The organism is Streptomyces sp. DH24, assembly GCF_029813775.1.
In the GTDB taxonomy this organism is placed as follows: domain Bacteria; phylum Actinomycetota; class Actinomycetes; order Streptomycetales; family Streptomycetaceae; genus Streptomyces.
The window spans coordinates 24,189-40,758 of sequence record NZ_JARVKW010000058.1 but is presented as its reverse complement, the minus strand read 5'-3'; the positions used below and the strand labels follow the sequence as shown (position 1 = coordinate 40,758).

The following is a 16,570-nucleotide window of genomic DNA, read 5'->3' as shown; positions in this document are numbered from 1 at the left end:
GTCCATCCCCCTCCCCGTAGTTACTCTGGATTCATGGACTACGTCTCCGCTCTCCTGCCGCCGGTCGTCATGGCCGTGTTCTTCATCGGTCTGATCCGCGTGATCGTGAAGACCCAGGGCGGCGCCAACAAGGCCAAGGAGGACGCGGCCGTCGACGCCGCGCTCGCGCGCGCGGAGGCCGCCCACCAGCCCGCCACCCCCAAGGACGCCTGAGCCGGCCCCCGCGCCTGCGACGACTCGCCCGGCAGCCCCGGATCCCGGCCGCCCCGGCTCGCTCCCGGCAGTCCCGGCCGCCCCACCAGTCGCGAGCCGTACGCCCTTTTTGTTCCGTTTGTCGGCAAAGCGCATGTTCCGCACGCCGTAACCGCGATCTCCCACTATTGTGCTGAGAGTGCCTCGCCCATTGGGAGAACTCGAAGACGCGGTCATGACGCGGGTGTGGAAGTGGAACCGCCCGGTGACCGTTCGAGAAGTCCTGGAAGATCTCCAGCAGGAGCGCTCGATCGCGTACACCACTGTGATGACCGTTTTGGACAATCTCCATCAGAAGGGCTGGGTGCGCCGCGAGGCGGAAGGCCGGGCCTATCGATATGAGGCGGTCTCCACACGAGCCGCCTACTCCGCGGCTCTGATGAACGAGGCGTGGTCGCAGAGTGACAACCCCGCCGCCGCACTCGTCGCCTTCTTCGCGATGATGAGCGACGAACAGCGCCAGGCCCTCCGGGACGCCCTGCGCATCGTGCAGGCACCGGAAACCCCGGGCGATACCCCGGAGAACAACCCCGGTGACAAGCCCACCGACAACCCCACGGACAACCCCACCGACAACCCCGTCGAGAACCCCGGCTCCGCAACGGACGGCGGCGGGCGATAGCGTCCGCACATGTCAGCAGACCGCCCCGAAGTCACCGCGAAAGCCATCACCGTCCGGCGGGCCCGAACCAGCGATGTCCCGGCGGTGCGCCGTCTCCTTGACGTCTACGTCCGTGACCGCATCCTGCTGGACAAAGCGACGGTGACGCTTTACGAGGACATCCAGGAGTTCTGGGTGGCGGAACGCGACGACAACGCCGAGGTGGTCGGCTGCGGCGCCCTGCACGTGATGTGGGAAGACCTCGCGGAAGTCCGTACTCTCGCCGTGAAGCCGGGCCTGAAGGGCGCCGGCGTCGGCCATCAGTTGCTGGGGAAGTTGCTGGAGACGGCACGCTGGCTCGGCGTTCGCCGGGTTTTCTGTCTGACCTTCGAAGTGGAGTTCTTCGGCAAGCACGGCTTCGTCGAGATCGGTGAGACGCCGGTCGACACCGATGTCTACGCCGAGCTCCTGCGTTCCTATGACGAGGGCGTCGCGGAGTTCCTCGGACTCGAACGAGTGAAACCGAACACCTTGGGCAACAGCCGGATGCTTCTCCATCTGTGATCGCCGGCGATTGACGCGACCGGAAGCTTGCCCCGGTGCCCTATGTCCGAAACGCGCATGTTTCCGGTCGGGCCCTGGCCTGTGAGTCTCTCCCGGGGGTTTGTGTTTTTCCGGCAAAAGCGGTTTGCTTTCCGACGTACTGCAGTACTGCATATAACAGGGGACGGCGATACGGCGGATGCCGACACCCCCGGTCCTCAAGTTATCGATGAAAGGAAATCCGGTGGCACAGAAGGTTCAGGTCCTTCTTGTCGATGACCTCGACGGCGGCGAGGCGGACGAGACGGTGACGTTCGCGTTGGACGGCAAGACGTACGAGATCGATCTCACCACCGCCAATGCGGACAAGCTCCGTGGCCTTCTCGAGCCTTACGTGAAGGGTGGTCGTCGTACGGGAGGCCGTGCTTCGGGCGGACGCGGAAAGGCCCGCGCCACTTCCGGCGGCAGCCAGGACACCGCGGCCATCCGCGCGTGGGCCAAGGAGAACGGCTACGAGGTGAACGACCGCGGCCGTGTTCCCGCGTCCATTCGCGAGGCCTACGAGAAGGCCAACGGCTGATAGCCGGCCATACCGACCTACGAATACCAGGCAGGCGGCCGGGTGCACGCACGCCGCAGCCGGACCCGGTGGCACTGCGCGGCCACCGTGTCGACCAGCCGCACGAGATCGGGGGCGCTCCCATCGCCCCCCAGTGCCGACAGCGTCGGCAGCGAGGCCTCGACCTCGCACCCGGGCTCGGGGGGCCGCACCCACACCGCGGCCCCCTGCGAACCGCCGAAGCCCACGGCGCCGCCGGGGCCACCGGCGCCCCCAGAGCATCCGAGGCCACCAGCGCCCGCAGGGCCTGCATGGCCCACAGCGCCCACAGGGTCGACACGGGCGCCGGGGATGGCAGGACCGGGAGAAGCCGTGCGCCTCGGAGGCGGGGGTGCCGTCATGACGTCCCCCGCGCCCATCGCCGCCAGGTCGAGCGCCAGCCCGCCCCAGTCCAGCCACTCCAGCAGCCCGGGCAGTTCCTCCGCGCTGCCGGCTGCCACCAGCAGCCGCATCCGCTCGCCCCGCAGGGCCACCGGAGAGCCCGGCGCCAGGCGTCGCAGCGCCGCGCGACCCGCCTCCGCCGGAACGTCCAGCACGTCGAAGCGCACGCCCACGGCGAGCCGTACGGGAGACCCGGGCACGGTGGGCCACCCCAGTTCGTTCTCGTACCAGTGCCGGGTCCGGGCGTCGTGGCTGTCGCGGCCGTCCTCCGGTGTCCACTCGGCCCGCCCGGCCCGTTCGAGCGGCCGGCGGGGCGGCGGCACGGCGGCGGTCACGGCTTCGGGCCCGGCCGTTTCCGGGGCCGCGGCCGGAGGGAGGGCGTCAACCATGTCAGGAGCAACCGCCCGCAGGGCGCGCGAGTTACGCTGGGTGTCACGACGTGTGCGCAGCGTGTCGAACAAGGGGGCGCGTGGGGCTGTGGGGAGGCGCAAGGTTGTTCGCCCGTAGCGGAGGGAACGGGGGCGCGCGGCATGGACTGTCAGTGCGAGCGGGTAAGACATCCCTAGTGGGAGGGGGCGACACGCAGAACAGGACGTCTCACGTTCGCCATCGGCGTACTGGCGAAGGGGGTAACTGCCTGGCCTGCGGGAACATCGTCTCGCACCATCGGGTTGGAGCACATGTCGGCGTTCGGGGTCAGGAGGCCAAGGACGGTGTCGGCAGTTGGAATGAGCGGTCCCCGCTTGCGGGACTAAGCTGCGGAAGGACAGGGAGGGGAAGTTCCCCTTACTGCCTGACCGCTCTGAGGAGCGATTAACGATGTTCGAGAGGTTCACCGACCGCGCGCGGCGGGTTGTCGTCCTGGCTCAGGAAGAAGCCCGGATGCTCAACCACAACTACATCGGCACCGAGCACATCCTCCTGGGCCTGATCCACGAGGGTGAGGGTGTCGCCGCCAAGGCCCTTGAGAGCCTCGGGATTTCGCTCGAGGCGGTCCGCCAGCAGGTGGAGGAGATCATTGGCCAGGGGCAGCAGGCGCCGTCGGGCCACATTCCCTTCACCCCCCGTGCCAAGAAGGTGCTGGAGCTGTCGCTCCGCGAGGCGCTGCAGCTCGGCCACAACTACATCGGCACGGAGCACATCCTGCTCGGCCTGATCCGTGAGGGCGAGGGCGTCGCCGCCCAGGTCCTGGTCAAGCTGGGCGCAGATCTGAACCGCGTGCGGCAGCAGGTGATCCAGCTGCTCTCCGGTTACCAGGGCAAGGAGACCGCCACCGCCGGCGGTCCTGCCGAGGGCACGCCCTCCACGTCCCTGGTCCTCGACCAGTTCGGCCGGAACCTCACCCAGGCCGCTCGTGAGTCCAAGCTCGACCCGGTCATCGGGCGCGAGAAGGAGATCGAGCGGGTCATGCAGGTGCTGTCCCGCCGTACCAAGAACAACCCGGTCCTGATCGGTGAGCCCGGCGTCGGCAAGACCGCCGTCGTCGAGGGCCTCGCCCAGGCCATCGTCAAGGGCGAGGTGCCCGAGACCCTCAAGGACAAGCACCTCTACACCCTGGACCTCGGCGCCCTGGTCGCCGGCTCCCGCTACCGCGGTGACTTCGAGGAGCGCCTGAAGAAGGTGCTCAAGGAGATCCGCACCCGCGGCGACATCATCCTGTTCATCGACGAGCTGCACACGCTGGTCGGTGCGGGTGCCGCCGAGGGCGCCATCGACGCCGCTTCGATCCTGAAGCCGATGCTGGCCCGCGGTGAGCTGCAGACCATCGGTGCGACCACGCTGGACGAGTACCGCAAGCACCTGGAGAAGGACGCGGCCCTCGAGCGCCGCTTCCAGCCGATCCAGGTCGCGGAGCCGTCCCTGCCGCACACGATCGAGATCCTCAAGGGCCTGCGCGACCGGTACGAGGCGCACCACCGCGTCTCGATCACCGACGAGGCGCTGGTCCAGGCCGCCACCCTGGCCGACCGGTACATCTCGGACCGCTTCCTGCCGGACAAGGCGATCGACCTGATCGACGAGGCCGGTTCCCGGATGCGCATCCGCCGGATGACCGCGCCGCCGGACCTGCGCGAGTTCGACGAGAAGATCGCCGGCGTCCGCCGCGACAAGGAGTCCGCGATCGACTCGCAGGACTTCGAGAAGGCCGCCTCCCTGCGCGACAAGGAGAAGCAGCTCCTCGCCGCCAAGGCCAAGCGGGAGAAGGAGTGGAAGGCCGGCGACATGGACGTCGTCGCCGAGGTCGACGGCGACCTGATCGCCGAGGTCCTCGCCACGGCCACCGGCATCCCGGTCTTCAAGCTGACCGAGGAGGAGTCCAGCCGCCTGCTCCGCATGGAGGAGGAGCTGCACAAGCGGGTCATCGGCCAGACCGACGCCGTCAAGGCGCTGTCGAAGGCGATCCGCCGTACGCGCGCCGGCCTCAAGGACCCGAAGCGTCCGGGTGGTTCCTTCATCTTCGCCGGTCCGTCCGGTGTCGGTAAGACGGAGCTGTCCAAGGCGCTCGCCGAGTTCCTGTTCGGTGACGAGGACGCGCTGATCTCCCTCGACATGTCGGAGTTCAGCGAGAAGCACACGGTCTCGCGTCTCTTCGGTTCGCCCCCCGGTTACGTGGGCTACGAAGAGGGCGGTCAGCTGACGGAGAAGGTGCGGCGCAAGCCGTTCTCGGTGGTGCTCTTCGACGAGGTCGAGAAGGCCCACCCGGACATCTTCAACTCGCTGCTGCAGATCCTGGAGGACGGTCGGCTGACCGACTCCCAGGGCCGGGTCGTGGACTTCAAGAACACGGTCATCATCATGACGACCAACCTCGGCACCCGGGACATCTCCAAGGGCTTCAACCTGGGCTTCGCCGCCGCGGGTGACACGAAGACCAACTACGAGCGCATGAAGAACAAGGTCTCGGACGAGCTGAAGCAGCACTTCCGGCCCGAGTTCCTCAACCGCGTCGACGACGTGGTGGTCTTCCCGCAGCTGACCCAGGGCGACATCCTGCGGATCGTCGACCTGATGATCGGCAAGGTGGACGAGCGCCTGAAGGACCGGGACATGGGCATCGAGCTCTCCCCGTCCGCCAAGGAGCTGCTGGCCAAGAAGGGCTACGACCCGGTGCTGGGCGCGCGTCCGCTGCGTCGCACGATCCAGCGCGAGGTCGAGGACTCGCTGTCGGAGAAGATCCTCTTCGGCGAGCTGCGTCCCGGTCACATCGTGGTCGTGGACACCGAGGGCGAGGGCGAGGCCCAGACCTTCACGTTCCGCGGCGAGGAGAAGTCGGCGCTGCCCGACGTCCCGCCGATCGAGCAGGCGGCCGGCGGTGCCGGGCCGAACCTGAGCAAGGACGCGTAAGCGCCGCGCTCGGCCTGAACGAAAAAGGGCGCTGCCCCGGGACCCGGTCCCGGGGCAGCGCCCTTTCGGGTGTCCGTGAGGTCAGGAAAGCTGGCCGTCGTAGTCCGGCAGCTTGAACGTCTTCTCGGCGTGACCGCCCGACAGGTCGGTGGGGCTGTTGCCGATGTTCGCGATGATCGTGTAGCCCTTCGACTCGATGTCGACGCGCTGGGCCGTCTTGTAGTCGGCCACGTTCTTGAAGAGGTCGAAGAAGCCGCGGACGTACAGGCCGGAGACCTGGTAGCCGACGTTCTTGAGGTTGTAGTCGGTGACCGAGTAGATGATGCCCGGCCGGGCGGTGACGAAGAACAGGGCGACGCCGTGGTCCTGGGCGTACTCGGCGACCTCCAGGACCGGCTTGTTGGCGGGCTGCGGGTAGCTGAAACCGAAGTCGGTCTCCAGGGCGGTGTTGTCGATGTCGAGGACGACGGCCTGCTTCTCGCCCGGCTTCGTGTTCGCGATCCGCTGCTTGAGGTACGGCAGGGCCTGGTCCATCACGACCTGGCAGTCCTTCTGCCAGGTGTCGTAGTCGACGTCGGCCGCGGTGACGGTGGCGGAGGCGCTGGTGGCCGTGGTGGTGGCGCTCGCGGTCGTCACCGCCTCGGCGGGGCCGGCCAGGGCCACGAGCGCGGCGGTGGCGACGGCGGTGCCGGCGATGCGGTGGATCCAGGGGCGTCTGTTCACGGTGGGGGGTTCCTCTCACGTCGGGTCGCTGCCCTGACCGGTCTGCGTGTCAGGGGCATGCTCATTGGTGAGGGTGGCGCGGGAGGAACCGTAGGGTTACCGGACGGTAGGTGGCCAGAGGCGTGCGTCACACAACGCCGCGGATTTTCTTGACCGTTGGGGTCACGGGGAGCGCGGCGAGGAGCTCGTCCGGCAGGGCGTCCGTCTCCGGCGCGAGGACGACGGTGATCTCGCGCAGGTCCGGGAACAGGGCCGGGATCCGGCTCAGGTCCTCCGTGCCGTGCACCCTGTTGAGGCGCAGGCCGGTGACGCCGGGCAGCGGAGGGCCCTTCCAGCCGACGGCGTCCCAGTTGATGCGCAGCTCCGCCAGCGCGGGCAGCCGGGCGATCTCCTCGTAGTCCCCGGCGGTCAGCTCCGTGAAGAGGCTCGCGAGGCTGAGCTGCCGCAGCGACCGGAACCGGTGCAGACCGCGCAGGCCGGTGCTCCACACCGCGTTCTTGGTGAGCCGCAGGTAGCGCAGCGGCAGTTCGGTGGGGAGCGCCTCGTCGAGGGAGTCGCCCTGGAGGGTCAGCCCGATGTCGAGCTGGTCCAGGGTGGCCGACTCGCCGAGCACGGACAGCAGGTCCGGTTCCTGCAGGCCGGGCATGGAGTCCAGCGACAGCCAGGTCAGCGGCAGGGACGCGAGCGGGGTGAGGTCGTCCACCAGGGGGCAGCGGCTGAGGTCGAAGTACGTGAGCCGGTGCAGGGGCGTCAGCCAGTTCAGGTCCGTCAGCCGCTCGTTGCCCCGGACGACGAGCTCGGTGAGCCGGTCGGGGACGAGCCCGGCGGCGATGTCGGCCGGATCGATGTCGCCGACCAGCTGGAGCCCGCGCCGGCCGCCCAACTCGCGCAGGAAACGCAGGTGTTCGCCCGAGTGCGCGGTGAAGAACAGGTCCTCCTCGCGCAGGTGGGCGACGACCTCCTCGCCGTAGCGGCGGGTCGGGAAGCGGTTCCAGGTCCAGGTGAGCTGGGCGCGTACGTCCAGGGCCGGGTGGGAGCGGTAGCGGGCGAGGACGGGCAGCGCGGCGTCCGTGCCGATGAGCGAGGCGGTGACGACGACGGCCCGCGCCTCCTCGTCGCCGAGTCCTTCGGGGCCGGGCAGCAGTTCCAGGGCCAGCGGGCCCACGGAGGCGAGCGCGCGGGCCTCCTCGAGGCCGCGCGGCGGGATGTGGGCGGCGGCGTTCCGCTCGACGGCGGCCCGCACGCCCGGGTCGAGCTGGGTGGCGTGCTCCAGGGAGGCCAGGGCGAGCAGCCGTACGCGGGTGGCGGCCGGTTCGTCCAGGCGGGCCGCCGACTCCGTCAGGCCGCCGAGGAGTTCGGCGCGTTCGCGGGGGCGGGCGTGGGCGACCGCCATGCGGAACACGTCGGCCCACTGTTCGTCCGCGGCGCCGCGCACCAGCAGTCCGAAGTCGCCGTCCTCGACGGCCGCCTTGGCGCCCAGGTAGTCCTGGAAGGTGCGGTGGACGAACTCGACCGTGCCGACACTGGGTTCGCGCAGCAGACCGCTGCGGACCAGGAGATGGCCGAGGACCCGCTCGGCGTCGCCCTGCGCGGCGGCGGCCGGCAGGGACGGCAGGACGTCGGCCACGATGCGCACCGCGCGGTGCCGGTCCATCTCGGACTGGTTGTTGCGGATCAGCCAGTACGCCAGGCGCTGGAGGAGCTGTATCTGCGGGAGTTCGGTGAGGTGGACGTCGCTGTCCGCGTCGCCCCGCGGGAACATGTCCCGCTCCTCGTCGCGCCGCGCCAGCAGCATCGACAGGGCGGCGTCGTACAACTCCTGCCGGCCGTGCGGGAGATAGCCGCGCCGGTCGCGGTGCAGGGCGCAGATCAGCCCGCACATCAGGGGGTTGGTGGCCAGGCGGCCGAGGTCGGGTTTGGTGCCGACGGCGTCGAGCAGGGAGCGTTCGTAGCCCGCCAGCCGGTCGGCGTCCGCCCCGGTCGCGCCGGCGCGGGCGGCGGCGTGCCAGCGGGCGATGAACGCGGCCACGTCGTCGCGGCTCATCGGGGTGAGCACGAGTTCCGTGAAGCCGTCGGGGGTGAGCCAGTCCTCCCGCACGGCGGAGGGGCGGGAGGTGACCAGCCACTGGTTGCCGGGATACACGTCGAGCAGTTCGCGCAGCCAGCGGCGGGTGCGTTCGCGGTCCCGGTCGGGGATCTCGTCGACGCCGTCCACGAGGAGCAGCGCGCGTCCGTCGGTGAGCACCCGGTCCGCCCAGCCGGACGGCTGGTTCGCGTGGAACGGGACGCGTACGGCGGCCAGGAAGGCGTCCGGCGCCGGGAGGCCGTCGGGGCGCCGGACGAGGGTGCGCAGGGGCAGCACGAAGGGGATGCGGTGGCCGCGTTCGCCGCGGGCCGCGGTCACCGCGAGCCACTGCACGAGCGTGGTCTTGCCGGAGCCGGCGACGCCGCGCAACAGCACCCGGTCGTGCTGGGCGAGGGCCTGTTCGGCGGGCCGGGGCGTGGCGGCCGAGGCGATGTGCAGTCGGCCGGGGCCGGTGGCGTGGCCGTCCTCGTCGGGGCCGAGGGCCTGGAGGCTGAGGTAGGCGGCGTCGAGGGGCCAGCGGTCGGGGGAGTTGACGAGGTCGATGCCGTAGATCGTGAGGTGGCTGTGGCGGGTGGCGACGTAGGACAGGTAGCGCTGCTCGAAGGCGGGGTCCGTGCCGCCGGTGGCCGGGGTGCGGGCGATGAGTTCGTCGATGGCGGCGACGAGTTCGCGTTGCCGCCGGGTCTGTTCGACGAGGGCGCGGGGCACGAACGTGGAGCGCTGTGTGAAGAAGTGCAGGATGTGCAGGCAGGCGGTGTCCAGGAGCCGGCCGTGGAACACGCTCGCGTCCAGGGAGAGGTGCCGCTCGGGGTGGCCGCTCGCGGCGCGCAGGGCGGCGGCCAGGGCCTCGTGGCCGAGCTCCACCGCCTGGACGTCCGTCATGGTGAGGTCACCCAGGGCGTGCAGGGTGTCGGCGAGGGCGTGCACGACGGCCTGCTCCTCGTCGGCCGGGACAGGGCGTTCGCCGCCGCCGCGCAGGGCCTGCCGGACCAGTTCGGCGGAGAGCCGGTGCAGGTCGGCCCCGGTGAGGGTGCGTTTCTCGCCCCGGAAGGAGACGTGGCCCGATATCCGCACGGGCTTGTCGACCAGTCCGGCTCCGGGTCCCTCCGTGACGAACAGTTTTCTGACGAGGGGAACGACCACGCTCGACGCCAGCCTGATTCCTGCGGCCGGTTCCATCTCGCCGTGTCCCTCCCCGTGTTCGGTGCTGTCGCGGCTGGCCAGCGTAGCGCCGGTCACATTCCGCAGTCTTTCGATCTCGGTCAGCGGTGACATGCCGCACAGGCCTTTTGTCCCGTACTAGCCGACTTAGTGGAAAACGCCCGATGGGCAAAACGGACATTCCATCGCGAGGGGTAGGCCCGACTTGGCCATCTTGGGCGAATTGGGGCTGGATGGGGCCTCTGTCAATGGTCGAGGTCTTTCGGGCTTACGTACTAGCTGGCGTCGTAGATCACGTTTTTGGGAGTCCGTGGGGGTCCGGGTTACCAAGGGATAGCCATCCGGCGTCCTGTGCGCCGGGTGTTTTCATGCCCCCGTCCCCATGAGGTTTCGATGTCCCAGCGCGTCACGTCCCGCACCTTCCGTACGTCCCTGCTCCGCACCCGCGCCGCCGTCCTGGCCACCGGCCTGGGAGTCTCGGTCGTGCTGGGAGCCGGGGTCGCGGCCGCCGCCGACACCACGGCCGCCGCTTCGTCCACCACCGCCAGTGCCGTCCAGGCGCAGGCGGCCGCCCAGGCCAAGGCCGCGGAGGCCAAGGCGGCCAAGGCGGCCAAGGCCGCCCAGGCGAAGGCCGCGGCCGCCGCGAAGCAGAAGGCCGCCGCCGAGGCGAAGCAGAGGGCCGCCGCCGAGGCCAAGAAGAAGGCCGCCGCCGCGGCGAAGAAGAAGACCGCCTCCTGGGTCGACCCGGTGAAGAAGTACCGGCTGAGCGCCAAGTTCGCCCAGGCCGGTGGCATGTGGACGCAGAAGCACTCCGGCCAGGACTACGCCGTGCCGACCGGCACCAACGTGATGGCCGCGCACGGCGGCACCGTCGTCAAGGCCGGCGGCAACGGCGCCGGTGACGGCCCCGCCTACGGCAACGCCATCGTCATCAAGCACGGCAACGGCACGTACTCCCAGTACGCGCACCTGTCCCGCATCGACGTGCGGATCGGCCAGATCGTGAAGACGGGCCAGCACATCGCCCGCTCCGGCAACACCGGCAACTCCAGCGGCCCGCACCTGCACTTCGAGATCCGGACGACCCCGAACTACGGCTCGGCCGTCGACCCGGCCGCCTTCCTTCGCTCCAAGGGCGTGCGCGTCTAAGGGCGTTCGGTGCGCGACGAGCCTTCGTGGGCCTGGGTGACCAGGTCCGTGGCGACCTCGAGGACGGCCCGGCGCTTGTCCTCGGGGTCGACGTCGAGGTCCTGCAGGACGAACAGGCCGGCGTGCAGCGTGAACAGGGCGCTGGAGTAGCGGACCTGGTCGGCCAGGGAGGCGTCCGGGTCGACCAGGATGTCCCGCAGGTCGAGCATCCGGCGCTTGAAGGTCTCGCCGATGCGCAGTTCCCGTACGGTCGCCTGGTTCTCCTGCATGAAGCGGAACAGCGGGGACGCGCCCGTCAGCGCCTGGCTGTAGCGGCGCACGATCTCCTGTTTCGTCTCCAGGGTCTTCGGCTGCCCGCCGCCCCACTCGACGAGCTCCTCGATCGGCCTCGCGAGGTCCTCGAAGATGCTGACCAGGATCTCTTCCTTGGTCTTGAAGTGGTAGTAGAGCGCTGCCTTCGTGACGTCGAGGTGCTCGGCGATCTCGCGCAGGGACGTCTTCTCGTAGCCCTGCTCGGCGAAGAGTTCGAGCGCGACGTCCTGGATGCGCTGGCGGGTGTCCCCGCGGCGCCGCTGCTTGGTGCCGTCCATGGTGCCGCCCATCCTCCTCTTACCGCGCTCTTCCGGAAACTTACTTGACGCCCGGCAAGTTACGCGTCTACTTTCCCCAGTGTAGACAACTAGCCGGGCGGCAAGTAAGTAGTGGGGGAGTGGGGAATGATGGCGGACACAGCGGCACCCGCGGCGGAAACGGACACCGGCCGACAACCCAGGAGCGTGCGGGTCGTCCTGCTCGCCCTCATGATCGCGATGATGCTCGCGATGCTCGACAACATGATCATCGGCACCGCGATGCCGACGATCGTCGGCGAGCTGGGCGGCCTGGAGCACCTGTCGTGGGTGGTGACCTCCTACACGCTCGCGACCGCCGCCTCCACCCCGATCTGGGGAAAGATCGGCGACATGTACGGCCGCAAGGGCACCTTCCTGTCCTCGATCGTGCTGTTCCTGATCGGTTCCGCGCTCAGCGGCATGGCGCAGGACATGGGCCAGCTCATCGGCTTCCGCGCCGTGCAGGGCCTGGGCGCCGGCGGTCTCATGGTCGGCGTCATGGCGATCATCGGCGACCTGATCCCGCCCCGGGAGCGCGGCAAGTACCAGGGCATGATGGCCGGCGTCATGGCGCTGGCGATGATCGGCGGACCGCTCGTCGGCGGCACGATCACCGACCACTGGGGCTGGCGCTGGGCCTTCTACATCAACCTGCCGCTCGGCGCCGTCGCCCTCGCCGCCATCAGCGTCGTCCTGCACCTGCCGAAGAAGCGGGCCGACGCACGCGTCGACTACCTGGGCGCGGCGCTGCTGACCATCGGCATCACCGCGATCGTCCTCGTCACCACCTGGGGCGGCACCGAGTACGCGTGGACCTCCGCGCGGATCATGGAACTCATCGGCATCGGCGTCGCCGCCCTCGTCGGGTTCGTGTTCCGGCAGACCAGGGCCGCCGAGCCGGTCGTGCCGCTGCACATCTTCCGCAGCCGCAACTTCACGCTGATGTCCCTCATCGGCTTCATCACCGGCTTCGTGATGTTCGGCGCCACGCTGTTCCTGCCGCTGTACCAGCAGTCCGTGCAGGGCGCGTCCGCGACCAACTCCGGGCTGCTGCTCCTGCCGATGCTCGGCGCGATGCTGGTCACCTCGATGGTCGCCGGCCGTTTCACCACCAACACCGGCCGCTACAAGATCTTCCCCGTCGCGGGCAGCGCCCTGATGGTCGTCGGGCTGTACCTGCTGTCGACCATGGACACCGGCACCAGCCGTTTCACCTCCGGTGTCTTCATGGCCGTGGTCGGTCTCGGCATGGGCTGCCTGATGCAGATCACCATGCTCGTCGCGCAGAACAGCGTCGAGATGAAGGACATGGGCGTCGCGTCCTCGACCACCACCCTCTTCCGCACCCTCGGCTCCTCCTTCGGCGTCGCGGTCATGGGCGCGCTGTTCAACAGCCGCGTCCAGGAGGTCATGGCCGAACGGGGCGGCGCGCTGGGCCGCGACATCACCGAGCAGTCCGCGCAGCTCGACGCGGCGAGCCTCGCCAAGCTGCCCGACGCGGCGCGGGAGGCCTACCAGTACGCGGTGTCCGACGGCACGCACGCGGCGTTCCTGCTGGGCGCGGTGGTGGCGGTGCTGTCGCTGGTGGCGGCGGTGTTCGTCAAGGAGGTGCCGCTCAAGGGGGCGGGGCCTGCCGAGCCCGGCCCGGACGCGGCCGACGACGCCCCGGCGAAGGCGGGGCAGCCCGAGTCGGTCTGAGACCCGAGGGCCTGGCTGCCCCGGCCCACGATCCACCTGCCGGCCCGTCCGCCGCACACCGGACGGGCCGGCTGCGTTTCCCCGGCGCTGTCCTGTCAGACCCCCGTGCCACCATCGGTCCATGGACAAGACGCGGCAGTTGCGCCTGGCGAAGGACGCCATGGACCGGGACTGGGCCGATCCGGAGCTCGACCTGGACGCCGTGGCCGCACACGCCGGGTACTCGCGCTACCACTTCCTGAGGGCTTCAAGGAGGCGTACGGCGAGACCCCCGGGCAGTACCTGACCCACCGCCGTATCGAACGGGCAGAGGACCTGCTGCGCACCGCCAATCTCACGGTGACCGAGATCTGCACCCTCGTCGGCTTCAGCAGCCTCGGCACGTTCTCGGCGGTTCAAGGCGTGGACCGGCCTCACCCCGAGCGAGTACCGCGCGCAGTACGTGGGCCGCGGGGCCGCCCTGATCCCCGGCTGCTACGCGATGCTCTGGGCCGGCGGCTTCCGTTCCGGACCGGGCCGGGCGGACCGCAATTCTGAAGAAGCGGACTGACGGCGCCCGGTCCTACGGTGACGGTGCGGGCCCTTCGCCCGCGCACCCGCCGCAGACAGGAGCACCGCCATGATCAAGGGACTCAAGATCGCGACCGTCTGGGTCCTCGACCAGGACCGGGCCAAGGAGTTCTACACCGAGAAGCTCGGCCTGGAGGTCCGCACCGACATGACGATGGGCGAGGGCGGCATGCGCTGGCTCACCGTCGGCTCCCCCAGCCAGCCCGACGTCGAACTGACGCTGATGGTCCCGGGCAGCGGGATGGACCCCGAGTCCGCGGAGATGGTCAGGAAGCTGGTGACCAAGGGCGTGCTCGGCGCGGGCGTGCTGACCACCGACGACATCCACGGCGACTACAAGAAGCTCAAGGACCGCGGCGTGGAGTTCCTCCAGGAGCCGCAGGAGCGGCCCTACGGCGTCGAGGCGCTGTTCCGCGACGACTCCGGCAACTGGTTCTCCTTCACCCAGCCCCGCGAGGGCGGCCTCGACGCCACGAAGGACTGGGCCTGCTGACCGGGCCGGCGCCCGCGCGGCGAGCGAGTACCCGGCCGGACGTGACCGTCTCCGCCCGGGTCTCCGCCCGGTGGGTCTCCTTCCGGCGGGCCGATCACGGCGCGCTCGGCGAGCGCGCCGTGGCCGATTCCGCGGCGAGGCCCACCGGACAGACCCGCCCGCATCACCGCCCCACGCCGCGCGCCCGCACGCAGTGCGCGGGTCACTGACCGGACGGCAGCATCGGATAGCTGCCCGTGTTCGTCGGCGCGTGTTCCGGCAGCCACAGCACCGCGACCGCGCCCTCGGCCGGTAGGTGCTCCGGCGCGCCGGCCGGGCGCACGTTGCGGAAGGTCAGCCGGGCGCCCAGCACCCGGGCCTGGCCGGCCGCGATGGTCAGGCCCAGTCCGTGGCCGCGCCCGGCGCGGTCCTTGCTGCCGGTGCGGAACCGGCTCGGGCCCTCGGCCAGCAGGTCCCGGGGGAACCCGGGGCCGTGGTCGCGGACCCGGATCACCCGGCCCTCGACGGTGACCTCGATGGGCGGCTCGCCGTGCCGGGCCGCGTTGGCGAGCAGGTTGAACAGCACGCGCTCCAGGCGGCGCGGGTCGGTCGTCACCTCCGACTCGTGCACCACCCGCACCTTCACCGCCGGGTCCTTCGCCGTGACGCGGCGGCTCACGAACTCGCCGAGCATGAGGTCCTGCAGCTCGGCCCGCTCCGAGGCCCCGTCCAGCCGGGCCACCTCCAGCACGTCCTCGACCAGCGTGCGCATGGCCTTCGCCCGGTCCAGCACCAGCTCCGTCGGCCGGCCGGGCGGCAGCAGCTCGGCCGCCGTGAGCAGCCCGGTCACCGGGGTGCGCAACTCGTGCGCGATGTCGGCCGTGACCCGGCGCTCCGCCTCCAGGCGTTGCTGGAGCGCGTCCGCCATGGCGTCCACCGCGCTCGCCAGGTCGTCCGTCTCGTCCCGTACGACTCCGCCGATGGCGTCCCGCACCCGCACGTCCGGTTCGCCCCGGGCGACCTGGTTGGCCGCGGCCGCCGCCTTCCGCAGCCTGCGCGACAGGTGCCCGCCGATCAGCACCCCGAGCGCGCTGCCGCCGAGGACGACCGCGATGGAGCCGATCACCAGGGCCTGGTCGAGGTCCTTGAGGATGTCCGTGCTGCGGTCGGTGAAACCGGTGTGCAGCGACATCACGTGCCCGTCCTTGAGCGGCACAGCCGCCCAGATGTCCGGCGGACCCCCGGCCCGGTCCGACACGTACGTCGCCCGGCGCCCCGCCGCCACACGTCTGCGCAGCTCCGCCGGCAGGTCCGGGTCGTCCAGCTTCACGTTCGGGAAGTTGGGCCGCTGGGACAGCTCGTAGTTGCGCTGGGCGATCATGATGCGCTCGTCCGCGAGGTCGCGCGCGTTGTCCAGCATGGACACCCGGGCCGCGTTGTGCACGACCAGGCTCAGCGCCACCGCGACCAGCGCGCCGACCAGTGCGATGGCCGCGCTCAGCTTCCACCGCAGGCCGGTACGGATGCTCGTGTGCGCCGCTGCTCCGGCGGCCAGGCGCCCCAGAAACCCCCGCGTCATGGTCCGCTCAGGCCTTCAGTTTGTAGCCGAAGCCGCGGACCGTCTCGATGCGGTCCTGGCCGATCTTCGTGCGCAGCCGCTGCACGTGGACGTCGACGACGCGGGTGTCACCGCCCCAGCCGTAGTCCCACACGCGCTCCAGGAGTCTGTCCCGGGAGAGCACCGTGCCCGGCACGGAGGAGAACTCCAGCAGCAGCCGCATCTCCGTCGGTGTGAGCGCGACCGGCTGCCCGGCCCGACGCACCTCCATGCCGTCCGTGTCGACCTCCAGGTCGCCGAAGGTCAGCACGCCGCCGGTGTCGTCGGACGCGGGGGACTCCGCCCGGTCGCCGCTCGCGTGTCCGAAGCGGCGCAGCACCGCGCGGATGCGGGCGACCAGGACGGCACCGTCGAACGGCTTCGTCACGTAGTCGTCGGCGCCCGCCTCCAGGCCGAGCACCACGTCGATGGAGTCGGCCCGCGCGGACAGCATGATCACCGGAACGGTGGACTCGTCGCGGATGCGGCGGCACAGGCTGACGCCGTCCAGGCCGGGGACCATGACGTCCAGCAGGGCGATGTCCGGCCGTCTGGACCGGAAGGCCTCCAGGCCGGACAGGCCGTCGGGCATCGCGGTCACCGCGAAGCCGTCCCGCTCCAGGGCGAGTTGGGTCGCCTCGCGGATGACGTCGTCGTCCTCCACGAACAGGACGTGGGTCTGGTCTGCCATCCCGGTGCTCTCAGTCCTCGTGTCGCAGCTGGCGTTCTCACTTGTGGGACGCGTCATTCGGTGTCCGCGTT

Annotated in this window: 14 protein-coding genes and 1 pseudogene; 9 read left to right on the top strand and 6 right to left on the bottom strand. The window is 70.3% G+C overall.

The features are described 5' to 3' along the window. Positions 1-33: 33 nt before the first annotated feature. The 4 genes from QC282_RS30025 (at position 34) to QC282_RS30010 (ending at position 1,976) form a co-directional block, all read left to right on the top strand. Positions 34-213 (top strand): hypothetical protein, encoded by a 180-nt coding sequence (locus QC282_RS30025; protein ID WP_279552729.1) that lies wholly within the window; start codon positions 34-36, stop codon positions 211-213. A gap of 178 nt (positions 214-391) precedes the next feature. After that, the gene (locus tag QC282_RS30020) at positions 392-874 is read left to right on the top strand and encodes a BlaI/MecI/CopY family transcriptional regulator (RefSeq protein ID WP_279552728.1); all 483 of its coding nucleotides are present in this window, start codon (positions 392-394) and stop codon (positions 872-874) included. A 9-nt stretch (positions 875-883) separates the two neighbouring features. Then, a complete protein-coding gene (locus QC282_RS30015; protein ID WP_279552727.1) occupies positions 884-1,417 on the top strand; it encodes an amino-acid N-acetyltransferase in 534 nt (177 codons plus the stop codon). Between the two features lie 223 nt (positions 1,418-1,640). Then, the gene (locus tag QC282_RS30010) at positions 1,641-1,976 is read left to right on the top strand and encodes an Lsr2 family protein (RefSeq protein WP_279552726.1); all 336 of its coding nucleotides are present in this window, start codon (positions 1,641-1,643) and stop codon (positions 1,974-1,976) included. A gap of 17 nt (positions 1,977-1,993) precedes the next feature. On the opposite strand, the gene QC282_RS30005 is transcribed toward QC282_RS30010, so the two are convergent. Next, entirely contained in the window at positions 1,994-2,785 is a 792-nt protein-coding gene (locus tag QC282_RS30005) for an SCO3374 family protein (RefSeq protein ID WP_279552725.1), read from the bottom strand. 430 nt (positions 2,786-3,215) lie between these two features. Here QC282_RS30005 and QC282_RS30000 point away from each other — a divergent pair, with 430 nt between their 5' ends. Continuing rightward, the gene (locus QC282_RS30000) at positions 3,216-5,741 is read left to right on the top strand and encodes an ATP-dependent Clp protease ATP-binding subunit (protein WP_279552724.1); all 2,526 of its coding nucleotides are present in this window, start codon (positions 3,216-3,218) and stop codon (positions 5,739-5,741) included. Between the two features lie 81 nt (positions 5,742-5,822). Here the strand turns inward: QC282_RS30000 and QC282_RS29995 are convergent, their stop codons facing one another. Continuing rightward, entirely contained in the window at positions 5,823-6,464 is a 642-nt protein-coding gene (locus QC282_RS29995) for an HAD family acid phosphatase (RefSeq protein WP_279552723.1), read from the bottom strand. Between the two features lie 127 nt (positions 6,465-6,591). Continuing rightward, complete coding sequence (locus QC282_RS29990; protein ID WP_336621095.1) at positions 6,592-9,789, bottom strand: NACHT domain-containing protein; 3,198 nt, start codon at positions 9,787-9,789, stop codon at positions 6,592-6,594. 315 nt (positions 9,790-10,104) lie between these two features. Here QC282_RS29990 and QC282_RS29985 point away from each other — a divergent pair, with 315 nt between their 5' ends. After that, positions 10,105-10,860 carry a M23 family metallopeptidase gene (locus QC282_RS29985; protein WP_279552722.1) on the top strand — a complete coding sequence of 252 codons (756 nt, stop codon included), beginning with the start codon at positions 10,105-10,107 and terminating at the stop codon, positions 10,858-10,860. Here QC282_RS29985 and QC282_RS29980 read toward each other — a convergent pair. Further along, positions 10,857-11,462 carry a TetR/AcrR family transcriptional regulator gene (locus QC282_RS29980; RefSeq protein ID WP_279552721.1) on the bottom strand — a complete coding sequence of 202 codons (606 nt, stop codon included), beginning with the start codon at positions 11,460-11,462 and terminating at the stop codon, positions 10,857-10,859. The genes QC282_RS29985 and QC282_RS29980 overlap by 4 nt on opposite strands. A gap of 117 nt (positions 11,463-11,579) precedes the next feature. Here QC282_RS29980 and QC282_RS29975 point away from each other — a divergent pair, with 117 nt between their 5' ends. The 3 genes and pseudogenes from QC282_RS29975 to QC282_RS29965 all read left to right on the top strand — a co-directional run bounded on the left by QC282_RS29975 (position 11,580) and on the right by QC282_RS29965 (position 14,232). Further along, positions 11,580-13,169, top strand: coding sequence for an MDR family MFS transporter (locus tag QC282_RS29975; RefSeq protein WP_279552734.1), 1,590 nt, complete (start codon positions 11,580-11,582; stop codon positions 13,167-13,169). Between the two features lie 121 nt (positions 13,170-13,290). After that, positions 13,291-13,792 (top strand): annotated as a pseudogene (locus QC282_RS29970) (helix-turn-helix transcriptional regulator). Continuing rightward, entirely contained in the window at positions 13,789-14,232 is a 444-nt protein-coding gene (locus tag QC282_RS29965; RefSeq protein ID WP_279552720.1) for a VOC family protein, read from the top strand. Before QC282_RS29970 ends, QC282_RS29965 begins: the two are co-directional and overlap by 4 nt. 202 nt (positions 14,233-14,434) lie before the next feature. Here the strand turns inward: QC282_RS29965 and cseC are convergent, their stop codons facing one another. Both cseC and cseB read right to left on the bottom strand, forming a co-directional pair. Next, the gene (cseC, locus tag QC282_RS29960) at positions 14,435-15,790 is read right to left on the bottom strand and encodes a two-component system sensor histidine kinase CseC (RefSeq protein WP_279552719.1); all 1,356 of its coding nucleotides are present in this window, start codon (positions 15,788-15,790) and stop codon (positions 14,435-14,437) included. Positions 15,791-15,797: 7 nt separating this feature from the next. Continuing rightward, positions 15,798-16,499: a two-component system response regulator CseB gene (cseB, locus tag QC282_RS29955; protein WP_279552718.1), complete on the bottom strand. Its 702-nt coding sequence runs from the start codon at positions 16,497-16,499 to the stop codon at positions 15,798-15,800. Between the last annotated feature and the right edge of the window lie 71 nt (positions 16,500-16,570).